15 protein-coding genes, 1 tRNA gene and 1 pseudogene are annotated in these 16,443 nt (G+C 66.6%); 6 read left to right on the top strand and 11 right to left on the bottom strand.

Annotated elements, in window-relative coordinates; all coding sequences use genetic code 11:
- Nucleotides 1-11: 11 nt before the first annotated feature.
- Together ACWDSI_RS01345 and ACWDSI_RS01340 are read left to right on the top strand one after the other, a co-directional pair.
- Nucleotides 12-1,265 carry a hypothetical protein gene (locus ACWDSI_RS01345; protein WP_449755439.1) on the top strand — a complete coding sequence of 418 codons (1,254 nt, stop codon included), beginning with the start codon at nt 12-14 and terminating at the stop codon, nt 1,263-1,265.
- Between the two features lie 169 nt (nt 1,266-1,434).
- On the top strand, nt 1,435-1,773 hold the full coding sequence (locus ACWDSI_RS01340) for a DUF3761 domain-containing protein (RefSeq protein WP_449755438.1): 339 nt from the start codon (nt 1,435-1,437) through the stop codon (nt 1,771-1,773).
- A gap of 21 nt (nt 1,774-1,794) precedes the next feature.
- Here ACWDSI_RS01340 and ACWDSI_RS01335 read toward each other — a convergent pair.
- The 3 genes and pseudogenes from ACWDSI_RS01335 to ACWDSI_RS01325 all read right to left on the bottom strand — a co-directional run bounded on the left by ACWDSI_RS01335 (nt 1,795) and on the right by ACWDSI_RS01325 (nt 3,046).
- Nucleotides 1,795-2,348 (bottom strand): annotated as a pseudogene (locus ACWDSI_RS01335) (hypothetical protein).
- A gap of 292 nt (nt 2,349-2,640) precedes the next feature.
- Nucleotides 2,641-2,898: a nucleotidyltransferase family protein gene (locus ACWDSI_RS01330; protein ID WP_449755437.1), complete on the bottom strand. Its 258-nt coding sequence runs from the start codon at nt 2,896-2,898 to the stop codon at nt 2,641-2,643.
- Between the two features lie 75 nt (nt 2,899-2,973).
- A tRNA-Ala gene (locus ACWDSI_RS01325) sits at nt 2,974-3,046 on the bottom strand.
- A 118-nt stretch (nt 3,047-3,164) separates the two neighbouring features.
- On the opposite strand from ACWDSI_RS01325, the gene ACWDSI_RS01320 reads away from it, so the two are divergent.
- Entirely contained in the window at nt 3,165-3,941 is a 777-nt protein-coding gene (locus ACWDSI_RS01320; protein WP_449755436.1) for a hypothetical protein, read from the top strand.
- On the opposite strand, the gene sepX is transcribed toward ACWDSI_RS01320, so the two are convergent.
- The 5 genes from sepX to ACWDSI_RS01295 all read right to left on the bottom strand — a co-directional run bounded on the left by sepX (nt 3,898) and on the right by ACWDSI_RS01295 (nt 9,178).
- Nucleotides 3,898-5,154: a divisome protein SepX/GlpR gene (gene sepX, locus ACWDSI_RS01315; protein ID WP_449755435.1), complete on the bottom strand. Its 1,257-nt coding sequence runs from the start codon at nt 5,152-5,154 to the stop codon at nt 3,898-3,900. The two genes, ACWDSI_RS01320 and sepX, sit on opposite strands and share 44 nt — an antisense overlap.
- A 202-nt stretch (nt 5,155-5,356) precedes the next feature.
- Complete coding sequence (locus ACWDSI_RS01310; RefSeq protein WP_449755434.1) at nt 5,357-6,010, bottom strand: SIMPL domain-containing protein; 654 nt, start codon at nt 6,008-6,010, stop codon at nt 5,357-5,359.
- 46 nt (nt 6,011-6,056) lie between these two features.
- Complete coding sequence (locus ACWDSI_RS01305) at nt 6,057-6,713, bottom strand: GNAT family N-acetyltransferase (RefSeq protein ID WP_449755433.1); 657 nt, start codon at nt 6,711-6,713, stop codon at nt 6,057-6,059.
- Nucleotides 6,714-6,779: 66 nt separating this feature from the next.
- Nucleotides 6,780-8,084 (bottom strand): molybdotransferase-like divisome protein Glp, encoded by a 1,305-nt coding sequence (gene glp, locus ACWDSI_RS01300; RefSeq protein ID WP_449755432.1) that lies wholly within the window; start codon nt 8,082-8,084, stop codon nt 6,780-6,782.
- A 137-nt stretch (nt 8,085-8,221) separates the two neighbouring features.
- Nucleotides 8,222-9,178 carry a UTP--glucose-1-phosphate uridylyltransferase gene (locus tag ACWDSI_RS01295; RefSeq protein WP_449745575.1) on the bottom strand — a complete coding sequence of 319 codons (957 nt, stop codon included), beginning with the start codon at nt 9,176-9,178 and terminating at the stop codon, nt 8,222-8,224.
- Nucleotides 9,179-9,348: 170 nt separating this feature from the next.
- Here ACWDSI_RS01295 and ACWDSI_RS01290 point away from each other — a divergent pair, with 170 nt between their 5' ends.
- Nucleotides 9,349-9,927, top strand: coding sequence for a 5-formyltetrahydrofolate cyclo-ligase (locus ACWDSI_RS01290; RefSeq protein ID WP_449755431.1), 579 nt, complete (start codon nt 9,349-9,351; stop codon nt 9,925-9,927).
- Nucleotides 9,928-9,934: 7 nt separating this feature from the next.
- On the opposite strand, the gene ACWDSI_RS01285 is transcribed toward ACWDSI_RS01290, so the two are convergent.
- Nucleotides 9,935-10,282 (bottom strand): FmdB family zinc ribbon protein, encoded by a 348-nt coding sequence (locus tag ACWDSI_RS01285; RefSeq protein WP_449755430.1) that lies wholly within the window; start codon nt 10,280-10,282, stop codon nt 9,935-9,937.
- Nucleotides 10,283-10,358: 76 nt separating this feature from the next.
- Entirely contained in the window at nt 10,359-11,603 is a 1,245-nt protein-coding gene (gene nhaA / locus ACWDSI_RS01280) for a Na+/H+ antiporter NhaA (protein ID WP_449755429.1), read from the bottom strand.
- Between the two features lie 225 nt (nt 11,604-11,828).
- Between nhaA and ACWDSI_RS01275 the strand changes: the two genes are divergently transcribed.
- A complete protein-coding gene (locus tag ACWDSI_RS01275) occupies nt 11,829-12,482 on the top strand; it encodes an SAF domain-containing protein (protein WP_449755428.1) in 654 nt (217 codons plus the stop codon).
- Nucleotides 12,483-12,723: 241 nt separating this feature from the next.
- Nucleotides 12,724-13,440 carry a large conductance mechanosensitive channel protein MscL gene (mscL, locus tag ACWDSI_RS01270; protein ID WP_449755427.1) on the top strand — a complete coding sequence of 239 codons (717 nt, stop codon included), beginning with the start codon at nt 12,724-12,726 and terminating at the stop codon, nt 13,438-13,440.
- Between the two features lie 983 nt (nt 13,441-14,423).
- On the opposite strand, the gene ACWDSI_RS01265 is transcribed toward mscL, so the two are convergent.
- Nucleotides 14,424-16,337, bottom strand: a complete 1,914-nt coding sequence (locus ACWDSI_RS01265; RefSeq protein ID WP_449755426.1) for an ABC transporter ATP-binding protein — start codon at nt 16,335-16,337, stop codon at nt 14,424-14,426.
- Between the last annotated feature and the right edge of the window lie 106 nt (nt 16,338-16,443).

Here is a 16,443-nt window from a genome sequence, read left to right as displayed (position 1 = left end):
GAGGGAAACACATGTCTCGAATGCTGGCGCTACTGGTGATCGCAACGGCTGCGGCAGCTCTGCTCGTCGTCTCGGGCGTGCAGGCGAACGCTGCACCGAGTGGTCGTGCCTGCGGCTGGACGCCGGTGGGCAACGCGCTCTACCCGGATCTCAATGCCCGCTATTGGCATGTGACGGTGCCGCTTTCATCGGGACAGTCGGTGCGGGTGCAGGCCCGGTTCCCGCACTCCCGATACATGGCGTACGCCCTGCAGGGGCCGGGCGGATCGGGTGACGCGATCCACGACACCAAGTTGCGTCCCGATTCCGGATCGATCAATCCGTTCGTGGTCGGCGCGGACCGCAACGCGACGAACCGTTCGTACACGATGCGGGTGGTACCCGGCTCGGCGCCGACGACGGGAGGCGCACCCAACACCCTGTACGCGGGCCGGGCGTCGGGGTCACTGAACATCGTCTACCGGATCTACGACGTCGACCGCAACGTCGACCAGCGGACCGGCGGTGTCGGATTCCCGGCGGTCACCGTTGTCGATGCAAGCGGACATACGGTGTCGACGTGCGACGCGAACAGCGGCGGAGTGACCCCGGGAGCGTCGTTCGGTGCGCGGCCCGCGATTCCGGACGGTGTGGGAGCGTACGGCACCAACCCGCCCCAGTGGCAGAAGTTCATCAACACCCCGACCGTCTACACCCAACTCCTCCGCAGCGACCTGCTCGGCGACGCGCTCTACGACCGGGCGAGCACGGCGACCTCAGGCGGTGAATCCGGTGGCCTCGGCGCCAACGTCGACAACCAATACATCACCACGCTCGCCAATCCGCGCTACGGCAAGGTGCTGGTGCTGCGGGCCACGATGCCCACCCATCCCGAGACCTCGGCCGGCCAGACACCCATGGGGTCGGGTCAGGTGCGGTACTGGTCGATGTGCAGCGAGATCCTGTCCACCACGCAAGCGGTGGCGTGCGTCCCCGACCACGAGGTGCCCCTTGGCGCCGGACGGACGTTCACGCTGGTGGTGTCGGCCCCACAGGATCGTCCGGTCAATGCCACCGCCGCGTGCGGTGTGGCCTGGTTGCCGATGAGCACCGGACTCGGCACGGTGCTCATCATGCGCAACATGCTCGCCGATCCGTCTTTCGCGCAGAGCATCGCGCACGCATCGCTCAACCACGAGCAGGCAACGATGGGGTCGTACTATCCGCGGGGACAGTATCTTTCGGATGCGGCCGCGTTCGATCGACTCGGCTGCCGGAAGGGTTGAGCGCGCAATCGGTCCCGATCGCTCCGACACGACCGATCTCGGAGCTGTCGTCCGGACGGACGAATTGTCGCCGCCGGCACGGTGGCGCCCCCCTCTGTGCCCGAGAATTCTCTGCGTGCTCAGGATGAGAATGCGGCGCTTTCTCTGCGCGGTAGGTGGAGCAGGCGCGTTGACGCTCGGTTTGCTCGTGGGTCAGGCGGTGGATGGTCCAGGGATAGCGCACGCCGACACCGTGTGCGGTTCGCGGTACTACCAGAACTCTGATGGCGGATGTACGCCGATACCCGACGACACACCGAGTGGTATCCGGTGCAAGGACGGTACCTATAGTCACGCCACGCACCGCCAGGGCGCGTGCTCCGGGCACGGTGGCATCAGTGAAAGCACCGGAGGCGACGACAACGGTAGTGGTAGCGCCGCCCTCGGGAGCGCAGCCCTGGGTGCCGGCGCGCTCGGCAGCGCTGTCCTGGGCAGCTCGATTCTGCCCGCACTGCTCTTCGGCAGCTGACCGGCGCGGGGCGCAATCATCTCAGCGAATCGACACCGGCACGGTCCAGAGCGGGGCGTGCGGCTCGATCAGCCAGAGGTGCACGGCGGAGAGCCGATGATGCGCATGGTGCCGAAGATGAGCAGCGCGGCCAGTGGCAGTTCTGCCAGGAACGCCGTGAGCAGCGAGATCCACCGGTCGCCCGGGGCCGCGGTCATGATGTCGAACCAGGCGTCGCACACCAGCAGCACGCCCGTGGTGAAGCCTGCGAGGACCAGCATCTGACGGCGAAGCAGACCCAAGAGAGCGGTGGCCGCCATCATCGCCACCAGCAGGACATCGAAACCCACCCAGGTGACGGACCAGTTGTGTGCGACGTAATCCACCGGCAGCGTGAGCGCGAGGAACACGACCCACGGGATCAGACCGATCGCACCGGCGGTCATCAGGCCGATACGAACGTTGCGGAGGCGACTGCGGACGATGGGGCTCGGCGCGATGTCGTCGAGCGGCCGCGACAGTCGAGCGATCAGATCCCGCCGCTCGTCCGCGGTCAGGCCGGCGATCCGATCGTCGGACAAGATCGAGTGGGTCATCAGAACTCCTCGGGTGGACATCTCCGTCCTACTCCCCTTCTCGATTCCGGGCGAACCATCTCGCATCCCCTGCGGTCACAGCAGTTCGATGGCACACCGAATCCCGGGCGCACGTGAGAGTTTCGCGTCCCGAGTAATCAACCGGGCGCCGAGATTCTCGGCCAGGGCGATGTGCGCGGCGTCGTGGCTGCTGATTCGACACGTGGCGGATGGTGATCGAGACAGCCATGCATGCATTTTAGAAGCACTCGGATCGAGCTTTGCGACCCAAATATAAGCAGCCGGACGGTTGTCAGGCCGCGTAGACATCTTCAGCGCTGTCGAAGACGGACTTGGCGACATAGGGATTCTTCACCGCGTTGGCCACGACGAGATCAACATCGCGCTCAACGATCTGTTCGAGCGCCGCCTTGAGATCGAAATAGTCATGAAACGCGTTCTCGCGGCCGCTCTTGAAATCCACCAGAAAATCGACATCGCTACGGCCCGGTTCAAAGCGATCAGTCAGTACCGAACCGAAGATCCGCAACCAATCGAGAATCGGCGACAACCTGCAATGCCATCACCACCGCACCCCAAGGTTGACCACCAGGCTGTACCACGACACGCAGGACTGTCCGATCTGTGGAGCTAAGGGGAATCGAACCCCTGACCTACTCGATGCGAACGAGTCGCGCTACCAACTGCGCCATAGCCCCGTGCCGATTGCGCGCAACCGGCCGATGGACACTCTAACACCGCAGCCACTCACCCTCACAAACGCCTGGTCAGATGGTTGACCAGGGCCTCGCGCGGCACGTCGGATACGCTGCCGACGTGGCCCAGATGACCGACGAACAACTCGCCGTTGCCCTCGACCGCGCCATCGCGATCATCGACCCGGTGATCGATGTGCTCGCCGACGCCGACCCGCTGGGACTCAAGGCGCACACTTTCCACGACGATGTCGGCCACTCCCGGCTCGAACGAGCTCAGCATCTGCTCGCCGAAGGACTCGACGTCGCGGACTGGCCCGGCACCAAGGGGTGGGCGGAGCTGTCGATGAACGATCGCGCGAGCTGGTGGATCAACAGGATCGGCGCACTCAACACGGTCGCCGTGGCCTACCCGGGCATGTTCGGGGCGTGGGCCAAGGCGCTGCCCCTCGCGCTGACGCTGGGCTTTGCCAACCAGGCCATGGTGCTGATCGCCATCGCCCGCGAATACGGCGTCACCGACCGCACCGACCAGATCCGTCTGCTGGCCGCGGTGCTGAGCAATCGCGACCTCGACGCCACCACCGCGGACGCCCAAGCGGCGACGGCACTTCCGACGCAACCCCTCAAACGTGCATGGGCAATCTTCGTCGCCCCGTGGAAGATCGCTCAGATCCTGCGCAGGGTCAACGACGAACTGGGCAACCGCCCCAAGCCGGCGCGGCCGTTCTCACTGCTCGGTTACATACCGGTGGTCGGCGCACCCGCGCTCTACGTCGGCGAGCGTTTGGCGCTGTGCGACGCCGTGAAAGCCGGACGCACCTGGATCTCGCTGCACCCCGAGGCCATCTCGGTCAGCCGGCCACCCGACGGTAGTGTTCCTGATCCTCACGCATAACCCGACGTCGCTGGAACGGCGGCAGATGTTCGAACACGGGGTCCTCGTCGTCGATTTCGAGGACTGTGGCCCCGCCGGGGCGACGCAGCCGAGGCGGCGGCGGAGCGGCCGCGAACTCGGGGGTCTGCATCTGACGACGCTGCCGCTGCGCTTCTTCTCGCCGCGCCCGGGCGGCGCGGGCGGCCCGCTGCGCCCGGATGTGCTGTTCGGTCCGCACAGTGCGTCGTAGGTAGAACAGGTAGGCCAGCAACATCACGCCGGTCACACCGGTCGCGATCCATCCGGCGAGCCCCAGGAAGACACCCGCCAGGATCGACACAATCACCAATCCCAGCAGTCCGAGCATCACACGCTGACGTTCGCGGTACCGCAACTGCGTGTCACGGGCGTCGAGCGAATACGCACTGCCGCGACGCGACTGCCGTTCCCGCGACCGGCGGGTCCGCTTCTCCGCGACGTCGTCGGAAGGCGCTACTTTCTCCTCGGGCGCAGGCTCGGCGGACCTTGCAGGTTTGCGCTCGTAGTCGTCGACTTCGTCGAAATCCTCGGACTCGTCATCGATGTCGTCGTACTCGGCGTCATCGTCGTAGTCGTCGAACTCTGCCTCGTCGTACTCGGCGTCATCCTCGTAGTCGGCGTCGTCGTACTCTGCTTCGTCGTCGTACTCTGCTTCGTCGTCGTACTCTGCTTCGTCGTCGTACTCGTCGCCCTCGACATGCTCGTCGTCGTACTGGTCGTCGAGTTCGTCATCGTCCGCAGCTTCGTCGACGTCGACAACGTCCTCACCGTCGGCGCGCTCACCGTCGTCGAGATCATCGGCCGTGCCGTCTTCGACGGTGTCGTCTTCGACCGTGTCGTCCTGTGCCGTGTCTGCTTGTGGTTCAACAACTCTTGCCACAGTCGCGCGACGGATGGGGGTCTCGTCGACCTCGGCATCCGACTCGTCGTCAACGTCGTCGTGGTCGACCTCGTCGTCGAGCGTCGCTGTGGCCGAACGTGCGGTGCGGCGCGACGTCCACGACGGGTCGTGCGGATGCGATCCGGCCGACCGTCGTGCAGAGGTGCGGGTACGGGTGCCGCCGCGATGCAACAGACGGGTTTTGCGTGCGGCATCGGTGGACTTGCGCATCTGTGGCCGCCCCTTGATGACCATGGGGACAAGGACGAACAGCCACACCGCGACGAGGCAGACCCACAGGACGGAGTTCGGCATTCGACCTCTCCCTTCAATCACTCTGGTTACACCGGACCACTGCACAATCTATGGCCGCGATACCGCAGGGCTGCGCAGACGCGCCGCAGCCGGCCCACATTGGGGTCGATTCACACGGCTTTCTCAGTCGCCGACTGGGCAGCAGCGCGCCACGCAGTCCCCGAAAAGCGCCCAGGCGCCGCACACGCAGGTCGACGTGTGCCTACTCCGCGACGAATCGCGCGTCCACAGACACCGAGATCTCGATGTCTCGCGCCCGTAGTTCCAGTGCCGGGGCCGATCCCCCGGGCGGTGCACCGGCAACCATGGCGCGCATAAGGTTCGGTTCCGACGGCAGCATGTCGGGATCGGCGAGTTGCACCGCCACCACCGGACCCCGTCCCACCGCATCGGCATAAGCCTGCGCCTTGGACACCGCGTCGTCGACGGCGAGCTTGCGCAACTCTCGCTCGCGGGTCCGCCTGCTCTCATCGGTCACATCCCAACGGACACCACCGATGTCGATGCCCTCCACCCCGGCCCACTCGTCGATGAACGCGCTCAGCCGCTCGAAGTCGACGAACTCGGCAGAGATACGAATCTGGGTGACGTACAACAGGTCTCGCGGTCGACCCTCGGGATCCACCGGGCGGTACGACCACACGTGCACCGAATCGCTGTGCCACGTCGACACCGCGTCGCTCTCTTCGACTTCGGTCAGCGCAGCCGTGACGCGTTCCTGTACACCCACGGCGCTGCGGTACACCTCGTCGCGGTCGGTCCCCGAGAAGTCCGCGGTCAGTGACAACATCGCCCGCTGTGCGGTGTACCGGCCACTCGCATGTCCGCGGACGACGATCTCCAATGCAGTCGACATACCGCGAAGCCTACGACCACCGTCGACGTCGGCACACACCCGAGTACTACAGAAAGCTCGCCCGCCCCGACCGCACCAGGCGCTCCGCGGCAGTGCCGGCGAACTCCTCGGCGGTGAGAGCGAACAGGATGTGGTCGCGCCAGCGCTTGTTGACGTCCATGTAGCGTTCCAACAGCCCTTCGCGGCGGAATCCGATCTTCGTCAGCACGGCCTGCGACGCCGCATTCGCCGGCTGCACCGTGGCGTCGAGGCGATGCAAACCCACCGGGCCGAAGCAGTGGTCGACGCCGAGAGCCACTGCGGCCGTGGCCACTCCCTGCCCGAAATGGGCCTGATCGATCCAGTACCCGATCCACGCCGTCCGCACCGCGCCACGCTGGATGTTGCCGACGGTGAGTTGTCCGACGTATCGCCCGTCGAGTTCGATCACGAACGGAAGAATGTTGCCGCGTTTGGCCTCCGACTTGAGCACCGCGAACAGCGGCGGCCACGACGCCGGCTGATGCCGTTCGGCCCAACTGCCCACACCGGTGGGTTCCCACGGCAACAACGAATTCTGGTTGCGGATACGCAGATCGCTCCACACCTTGGCGTCACGCAGTCGCACCGGCCGCAACGTGACGGCACCACCCCGGGCGACGAGCGGGCCCAACGTGGCGGGCCACCCGGGGCTCGCCTGAACACCGCTCAACCACGTGAACACGTGACCGAGTCTATTCGGTGTCGTCGCGGCATCGGCAGGATCGTCGGTACCGCCGAAAACTCCGGGTCAGCCCCGTTGGGCCAGGAACGCCACCTCGACCTCGTCGCCGGTGCCGAGTTCCTCGACGTCGGCGTCGACGATGATGAGGCAGTTCGCCTCGGCCAGTTCGGCAAGCAGATGCGACGACCCCGTCGGCGAGGCGCCGAGCACCTGCACGAGGTATTCCCCCGACCGTTCGTCGCGCATGAGTTGGCCCCGCAGATATCCCTTGCGGCCGGCCACCGAGGCGATGGGTCCGATCGTGCGGGCGGTGATCACCCGGCGCATCGGCTGACGTTTGCCGAGCGCGATCCGGATCAGGGGCCGCACCATCACCTCGAAGGTGACCAGCGCGCTCACCGGATTCGCGGGCAGCAGGAATGTGGGCACCTCGTCGCGGCCGAGACGACCGAAGCCCTGCACGGAGCCGGGGTGCATCGCGATGCGCACGATCTCCAGTTCGCCGAGGTCGGCGAGCGCGTCGGCGATGGCACGTGACGCGGAACCGCCGACCGCTCCGCAGATCACCACGATCTCCGACCGGATCAGTTGCGCCTCAACCACTTCCCGCAGTCGCGACGAATCCCGCTCGGCGATGCCCACCCGATTCACATCGGCTCCCGCATCGCGCGCGGCCGCGGCGAGTGCGTAACTGTTGACGTCGTAGATCTGGCCGGGGCCGGGGGTGCGGTCGATGTCGACGAGTTCGCTGCCCACCGAGATCACCGACAGGCGGGGCCGGGGATGGACCAGCACGCGTGCCTGTCCCACTGCGGCCAGCAATCCCACCTGCGCCGACCCGATGATCGAACCGGCCCGCACCGCGACATCGCCCGGCTGTACGTCGTCGCCGATGCGCCGGACGTAGTCGCCGCTGTCGACGCCGTGTCCGATCTTGACGCGTTGCTCGCCGCCGTCGGTCCAGCGCAACGGCACCACCGCGTCGGCCAGCGTCGGCATCGGCGCGCCGGTCTCCACCCGCACGGCCTGTTTGGGCTGCAGGCGCGTGGGGGTGCGCGCGCCGGGACCCACTTCGCCCACCACCGGCAGCGAGACGATGATCGGCTCGCCGGCCTCGAGATCGACGAGTTCGGCGCCGCCGGCATCGAAATCTTCGAGATCATCGGGTGCGGCGACCCCGGCGAGTGCCACGTCGACGGCGCGCACGGCGTAGCCGTCGATCGCCGCCTGGTCGAAGCCGGGCATCGGGCGCTCGGTCACCACTTCCTCGGCGCACATCAGGCCCTGGGCCTCGGAAATGGCCACCCGGACCGGCCGCGGCGCGACCGCTGCCGCGGTGACGTGCGTCAGATGATCTTCGACGGACCGCATCTCACCTCACTCGCCTGCGTGCACAGTGCCCGACGTCCGACACGACGTTAGTCGGCGGGGACGCTTCGGTGGTGCAGGCGCGCGGTGAACCGGTCTGCGAGCGCAACTCGTCCGGGCTCGGTGCCCAGGCGCTGCGACTAGTCCTGCGCGAGGCGCGCGACGAGCCATTCGCGCAGATCGGGCCCGTAATCGTCGCGGTCGAGCGCGAAGTCGACTGCCGCCTTGAGGTAGCCGCCGGGGTTGCCGAGGTCGTGGCGGGTACCGCGGTGAACCACCACGTGGACCGGTTCGCCGTCGGCGATGAGCAGCGCGATCGCGTCGGTGAGCTGCAGTTCACCTCCGGCCCCGGGCTTGATCCGCCGCAGCGCGTCGAAGATCTTGCGGTCGAGGATGTAGCGGCCGGCGGCGGCCAGGTTCGAGGGAGCGTCCCCGGGATCGGGCTTTTCCACCATGCCCTTGAGCTTCATCACATTCGGGTTGTTGGCGTCCGGCAGCGGCTCCACGTCGAAGACGCCGTAGGCGCTGATCCGGTCTTCGGGTACCTCGATGGCACACAACACCGATCCCCCACGACGCTGCCGGGTGCGGGCCATCACCTCGAGCACGCCGCCCGGCAACACCAGATCGTCGGGCAGCAGTACCGCGATGGCGTCCTCGTCATCGTCGAGGTAGGGCTCGACGCACCCCACCGCGTGTCCGAGACCCAGCGGCTTCTCCTGGACGACGGAGGCCACCTCGAGCAGCGACGGCGCCTTGCGCACCTTGGCCAGCATGGCGGCCTTACCGCGGGTGGCCAGGGTGTTCTCCAGGACGAGATCCTCGACGAAGTGGGCAACCACACCGTCTTTGCCCGGCGAGGTGACGATCAGCAGCCGTTCGGCTCCGGCCGATTTGGCTTCCTCGGCGACGAGTTCGATGCCCGGGGTGTCGACCACCGGGAGCAGTTCCTTGGGCACCGTCTTGGTGGCCGGGAGGAACCGCGTGCCCAGGCCCGCGGCGGGAACCACCGCGGTCCGCGGGATCGGCGGGGTGTTGGGCACCGCGGAGTATTCGGTGAATTCGTCGGGCGTCGTATCACTGAGGCTTGACGTCATGCCCTAACCATAATGTCGGTTTCCGATCGGGGCCTGGCAAGTAGTTGCCCAATTTCGTAGAGACCTGCCGGACATCATTGGACGAACAAATGACCATGCCGTTCGATCGCGGACGAACGGGCGTTAAGGTTCACAGGAGGTCAATTGTCCACCGAGCGGAGGGCGTCGGGGTGCGCACGTTGAAAAGGCGCCTGCGTGACGAGTTCACCGATCGTCGGTCGTCGCTGTCGCCGTTCGTGCGCGAGCAGGCCGCCGCCGACCTCGCCGACTGGATCTACGCTGCGCCCTTCCGCCTCGAATACGACGTCACCGTGGGTGCGTATGTGCCGTTCGGCACGGAGCCCGGCTCACCCGCTCTGCTCGACGCGTTGCTCGATCGCGGCGTCACCGTGCTCGTCCCGGCCGTGCCGCCCGGAGATCCCGCTCCGCTGGACTGGGTGCGCTACGACGGCACCACCAGCATCGAACGCGGGCGGTGGGGACTGCTCGAGCCGACCGGGGAACGCTTGGGCCCGCAGGCGATTCGTGCGGCATCGGTGATCCTGATGCCGGCACTGGCGGTCGACAAGAGCGGAGTGCGCCTCGGCCGGGGCGCCGGGTACTACGACAGGTCACTGTCGGGGCTTTCGGCCGATCTGGTGGCGGTGGTCTACGACGACGAAGTGGTGGACTCACTGCCGTCGGGCCCCTACGACGTGCCGGTCGGCTGGGTGCTGACGCCGGAGAAGGGGTTTGCCGAACTCGGCTGAGAGGCGATCACGCCGACGTCGAGGCGCTTTTCGCGGCCGTACCGGACGACGAACTCGACGAGGAGGAGTCGGCGGACTTGCTCGACGACTTTGTGTCGGATGAGGATTTCGAGTCGTTCGACGAAGAATTCGACGACGAAGAATCCGCAGAACTCGACTTCTCCGACGTGGAAGACGTCGAACGCGAGTCATTGCGGTAGAAGCCGCTGCCCTTGAAGACGATGCCGACGGAGTTGAAGAGTTTGCGCAGCCGCCCCGCGCACTGCGGGCACTCGGTGAGCGCGTCGTCGGAGAACGACTGCACGATGTCGAACTTGTTGTCGCACTCCGTGCACGCATACGAGTAAGTGGGCACCGTCAACCTCCGTGGGAGTAGTAAATCGCTACCGATCATAACCGAGACTGGCACTCGGACATTCCGAGTGCCAAGTTCAGCCGCCGATCACGTCCATGTCGGTGTCGGGGACACCGTCGCGGTTCATGTCGGCATCGCGCGTGCGTCGTGCATCCCAGCGCAACAGGACGGCCGCCACCGCCGCGGCGATCACCGAGCCGATCAGGATCGCCGCCTTGGCCGGCGCCGCGTGCGGACCGTCCTCGAAGGACAACTCCGCGATCAGCAGCGCCACCGTGAAGCCGATGCCGGTGAGCATGCCCACCGGAACCAGATCGCGCAGTCCGATGGAGTCGGGCAGGCGCAGCGGCGTGAACCGGGTCATCAGCGCGGTGCCGGCGAGCACGCCGACCACCTTTCCGACACACAGACCCAGGACGATCCCGATGGACACGGGTTCGATGATGCTCTCGCCGCTGCCCACCACCGACACCCCTGCCGCGGCGAACGCGAAGATCGGCAACGCGACCGCCGACGACCAGGGGCGGATCGTGTCGTCGAGCATCTCAGTACGCGATTCGGGTTCGCCACGGACCGGAAGGGCCGGAACCACGAAACCCAGCAACACGCCGGCCACCGTCGAGTGCACCCCGGACGCGTGCATCAGACCCCAGGCGACCAGCGCCACCGGCAGCATGAGCCACCGGTATCCCCAGCTCATCCTGGCCAGCACGGCGAACACCACGATCGCGATCAGCGACAGCCCGAGCATCGCGAAGTCGATGGACTCCGTGTAAAAGGTGGCGATCACCGTGATGCCGAGCAGGTCGTCGACCACGGCCAGGGTGAGCAGAAACGTCCGCAGCGCGAGTGGCAGCCCGCGACCGAAGATCGCGAGCACCGCAAGCGCAAAGGCGATGTCGGTGGCGGTCGGGATCGCCCAGCCGCGCAATGCCGCGGGGTCCAGCGAGCCGACCACCGCGACATAACAGAGGGCAGGTGCCACCATGCCCGCCACGGCCGCGGCAATCGGCACACCGGCGAGGCGAAAATCGCGCAGACTACCCGCGACGAACTCGTGTTTGAGTTCGAGACCGACGACGAAGAAGAAGATCGCCAGCAGGCCGTCGGCGGCCCAGTGCCCGAGCGTGAGATGCAGGTGCAGTGATTCCGGGCCGACGTCGAACTCGAGAAGACTGTGATAGGTCTCACGCCAGGGCGAATTGGCCCAGACCACCGCAATCGCGGCGCACGTCAACAGCAGGGCGCCGCTGGTGGTGTCCAGGGACAATGAACGTCGGATTCGTTCGCGGCGCAGGTCACGGTCGGATTCGGTCGACACGTCGCTCCTCGGTCAAATATGCGCGACGGCCCAGCAGCCGGCACGGATCATCTCTGCGAACGGGAGAACACCTCCCGCGCCGACCAGACTTCCCGGCACACCTCAAGCCATTGTTCCCGACGAGCGGCGACTGTACCAACTGAGCGCACAGTGCTGTTAACAAGGCGAGCACGGCTGTGGACAACGCGAGCTGGGTCGGTGTGATCGCCGACTAGGTTGCCCGACATGAGAACACCGCGCGACCGGCTCGCCCCGCGGCTCGTCGATCGGCTCGGCGCCGCCGTGCGTCCGGGGTGGGCACGCTCGATGTACATCCGCCGCGGTGCCGCGGCACTGCTGGTGCTGACCGCGATCGCCATCGTCGCGCTCGGACGCGGCGAGGACGACCGCGTCTCGGTGATGGTCGCGGCACACGATCTGTTGCCGGGGGTGACGGTGACGGCGGGCGATGTGACCACGCGCAAGGTGCCGGGGTCACTCGTTCCGGACGGCGCCATCCGCATGTCGGTGGATGCGGCGGGCCGAACCGTGACCGGCCTCGTGCGGTCCGGCGAGATAATGACCGACGCGCGACTGCTGTCGCCACGGCTTCCGGCGTCCCTCACCGGGCGCGCCGACGCCCGTCTCGTGCCGGTTCGGCTCGCCGATGAAGCTGTGTCGTCGCTGCTGCGGACCGGTGACGTGGTGGACGTGCTCGGTCCGGGTGCCGAGGTACTGGCACGGCAGGCTGTGGTGGCGCTCGACGCGGATCCGCCGTCGACGGGACTGGCCAGCAAGAACCCCAGCGACACACCGATTCTGCTGGCGATGGGCGAGGACGCGGCGCATCGGGTGGCTGCGGCCGGCCTCGACGTGGCCCTTGCCGTGGTGGTGCACTGAGCCAGGGGCGCATTGAGCCAGTCGTGCTGCGCGCAGCCCGACACCATGTGCCAACCTGACGACGATTGCGGCAGGAGCGAGCCGAACACATGTCCGGCCTACCTGAGCAAAACCTGTCAGTCGTTTACGATCGCGGATAGGCTTCGGTCACGGTCACTCACCCGGGTGATCATTTCGACACAGCCACGACGCACGATTGTCGGCCAGCAGCGGGCACCCGATCAACGAGAGGACCGGAAACGTGCTCAAGGGATTCAGAGAGTTCATACTCAAGGGCAACGTGATCGATCTGGCCACCGCGGTCATCATCGGCACCGCGTTCACGGCCATTGTCACGGCGTTCACCGACGGCATCGTCCAGCCGATCATCAACACCATTCCGTGGAGCCCCAGCGACGCAGCGGGACTCGGATTCAACATCATTCCCGACAAGCCGTCGACCTTTGTGAACCTGGGTTCGGTGATCACGGCGACGATCAACTTCCTCATCATCGCGGCAGTGGTCTACTTCGTCATCATCCTGCCGTACAACAAGCTCACCGAGCTGGGCGGATTCGGCAAGAAGGCCGAGGTCACCGAGGTCGCGCTGCTCACCGAGATCCGCGACCTCCTCGATCCGGAAGGCGCCTCGAAAGCGAAGGAGGAGGCAGAAAAGGATCTGCCCGACCACCTGAACAATCCGGGCGCACCGAGCGGCGGCCAGCCTGCGGCCGCGCCGGCGCCCACGCAGCGGCTCACCACCCCGCCGCCGCAGTCCGCAGCTCCGGCGCCGCACTACCAGAATCCGCCGTCGGCGCCGTTCCCGGCGCAGCCCGGTCCCCCGCCCGCCGGCAATCCTCCCTATCCGACGCCCAATCCGGCTCCCGGCAGCTACCCTCCTCCCGGCAATTACCCGCCGCCGGGGTCTCAGTTCCCGGGCGAGTATCCGCCGGACCCTCAGGGACGACACTCCCGCTGACAACGCCACACGCGACGAAGGCCACGCCCACCGGCGTGGCCTTCGTCGTGTTCAGGTAGTTGACAGCCCACCGAACTCATGCCCCAAGGTTGGGCTCCTACCGTGAATCTTGTTGGTGTTGAGGCGAGTTGATCGACTTCAGATCGACTCGACACCATCTCCCTATTCGCCCAACCAGATTCGGAGGAATCACCATGCGCGAACCTCACGGCCCCAACGGAAACAACGGCAACAACGGATCCGGTCGACCCAACGGCCAGGGCGGGCGCCCCGCCCCCACCCGTCCGCAGCCGCGTCCGCGTCTCTTCCCCTGGTTCCCGTTCTTCGGGAGCTGACCGGAAAGACGTGATCCCCAGGGGCGGGCGCCGACCACGGCGCCTGCCCCTGACTCGTTCGCGCGGACGACACCGACACGAATTCGACTCACCGGTCCGACAATTCACAGATGATCTCAAGCAATCCAGCAGCTAACCGCCATAATCGCTGATGGCGAGACCTGTTGACGGAGTGCAGTACTCGCCTTTCCGTTGGTGACACTGCCGAAACGGGCTCATGGTCGGACACACCGTCACCACGCGCCCTGTTCGCGGGGTTATGTTCGACAACGTGCACCCGACATGGTGTGCGCACGTCGCAATCACCTCAACGAAGGAGACGCCGATGGCACCCCGCAAACCTCTCCCACCCCGAGGCGGTCCCGGCCCCGGACACGGCCCCAAGCCGGGTCCCGGTCCTCAGCCTGGTCCGGCCCCTCGCGGACATGGCGGACCTCCGGCTCCCGCTCCGCGGCGACCCCTGCCGTGGTTCCCGTTCTTCGGGAGCTGATCCGGAACTCATTCCCGCACAACATAAGTCGGTCCCGCTTCTCGCCAGGCGAGAGGCGGGACCTTTCTGTGTCAACTCTTCTGGGTCAACTCTTCTGGGTCAACTCTTCTGGGTCAACTCTTCTGGGTCAACTCTTCTGGGTCAGCCGATTCTGCCGATCAGTCCCGGATCAGCCGGCCACCGCACACCCTGACGGTGTAGTCGGCGAGGGCGGCCACCGCCGGATCGTGCGTGATGAGCAGCGTGGTCCTCGATCGTGCGATCCGCGTCATGGGCTCCATCACCCGAGCCACCGTATCGGCGTCGAGTCCGGTGGTCGGTTCGTCCAGGATCAGCAGCGGGGTGTCACGCAGGAAGGCTCGAGCGAGCGCAATCCGCTGACGCTGCCCACCGGACAGATTGGTGCCCCGCTCCTGCAGGTGGGTGTCGAACCCCTGCGGCAACCCCACGATGAAGCCGGTGGCGTCGGCGGCGTCGGCCGCCGCCCGGATCTCGGCATCGGAGGTGTCGGGCCTGCCGTAGCGGATGTTCTCGCGCACCGAGCCGCCGAAGAGCGCGACCTGCTGCTGCAGCACCGAGACGTGGGCGCGTAGCTGCGCCAACGTCATCGACCGGACATCGGTGCCGTTGAGCAAGACGGTTCCCGCGTCGGGGTCGTAGAACCGCAGCAACAGGTACATCAGGGTGCTCTTGCCCGCGCCGCTGGGACCGAGGATGGCAACGAAGTCGCCGTTGTCGACGGCGAGGTCGGCCTTGCGAAACACCGGCGTGGAAGAGTCCGGGTAGGTGAACGTGACACCGGACAGTTCGACGCGGGCTTCGGTCGCCATCGGCTCGACGTCGGCGGTGAGCAGGTGTTTCTCCACATCGGCGTCGGACATGTCCGTCGGCCAGGTGTGCGAGAGCCCGGCGGTGTGCCGCTCGTCGTTCTTCTGGCTGTCGGCCGTCAGCCGCACCGCGTCGTCGGCGTCGTCGGTGATGCCGACGGGAGCGTCGAGCACCTCGGTCACCCGCTCCGCACTGGCCGTTGCTCCGGTCACCTGCACCACGAGACCGCCGAGGGTCTGGATTTGCGGGTAGAGGTAGCCGAGGTAGCCGGTGAGGGCGATGAGCACCCCGATGTCGGCGCGGCCCACCGAGATCTGCCAGGCTCCCACCACCAGGACGGCCATCATGCACAGCACCTCGACGATGCCGACCGTCTCGGAAAAGACGGCGTTGGCGCGGATCTCGGCCAGCCGGGCATCGCGCCATCGTCGGCTCTGCCGCAACACTTTCAGTCGATCACGCGCGCCCTGGTTGTCGGCCTGGATCGACAACGCGAACGTGATGCCCTCTTGCAGCAGTGAACTGATGCGGCCGTTGGCTCGGCGTTCACGACGCGCGGCGCGCTTGACCACGACGCCGAACCAGCGAGCGAGCACCCAAAGCAGCGGGGCGAGCACCGCGGCGAGCAGTGCGAGGTCCCACCGGGTGACGAAGGCGGCGACCGCGTAGACGACGAGACTGACCGCGGCGACCGAACCCTGCACCACACCCGACGACAGCAACGCGTCGATGCCGTCGACGTCGGCGCTGTGCCGGGCGATGAGGTCGCCGGTTTCGAACTTCTGCCGGGTGTGCGGCGCGAGCCGCTGCGTGTGCGCGTACATCGCATCACGCAGCCGCAGCAGCATGTTCTCGGTGACCGAGCCGGTCAGGATCGCTCCGAGATAGGAGCAGATCGACCCGATCAGAGCGGCGACCACCCACACCACCATCGGCGTCACCAAAGCATGAATATCGCCGGTGACCAGCACGTTCTGCACGATGTAGGCGAACACGGCCACGGTGACGACGGTGGTACCCATCTCCACCAGGTAGAGCAGCACCGCGATCGCGAGCTTCCAGCGTTGCCCGATCAGCAGCGGGCTGAACCGCCGCATGGTGGCGAGCACGTTCATCGGTGTGGGCGGCGGGACCGCCGTGTCGTCATCGTCCGGCACATCACGACCAACGCCCTCAACTGTGTTGAGGTCATCGCCGTTCGTGTCGTCTTCGCGCGCGCCGACGATGGACGCCGAACCAGTCATTGTCCCAACGCTATTGGCCTTGCCTGTCCGTTCCCGGCTCGACGGCTGGCAGTTCCCTGCGAACTACCCGGAAACGCCGTAGGGCGGGAACCCTACCGGTTCCCGC

Source organism: Gordonia sp. NPDC003429, assembly GCF_053588575.1.
The sequence above is the reverse complement of the archived record's forward strand: the minus strand, read 5'-3'. Positions and strand labels throughout refer to the sequence as shown.

Coding starts and splice junctions, on each gene's coding strand:
- ACWDSI_RS01295 (WP_449745575.1), bottom strand. CDS start 9,178: ATGACGTCAAGCCTCAGTGATACGACGCCCGACGAATTCACCGAATAC.
- ACWDSI_RS01345 (WP_449755439.1), top strand. CDS start 12: ATGTCTCGAATGCTGGCGCTACTGGTGATCGCAACGGCTGCGGCAGCT.
- glp (WP_449755432.1), bottom strand. CDS start 8,084: ATGCGGTCCGTCGAAGATCATCTGACGCACGTCACCGCGGCAGCGGTC.
- ACWDSI_RS01310 (WP_449755434.1), bottom strand. CDS start 6,010: ATGTCGACTGCATTGGAGATCGTCGTCCGCGGACATGCGAGTGGCCGG.
- ACWDSI_RS01275 (WP_449755428.1), top strand. CDS start 11,829: ATGAGAACACCGCGCGACCGGCTCGCCCCGCGGCTCGTCGATCGGCTC.
- ACWDSI_RS01265 (WP_449755426.1), bottom strand. CDS start 16,337: ATGACTGGTTCGGCGTCCATCGTCGGCGCGCGCGAAGACGACACGAAC.
- sepX (WP_449755435.1), bottom strand. CDS start 5,154: ATGCCGAACTCCGTCCTGTGGGTCTGCCTCGTCGCGGTGTGGCTGTTC.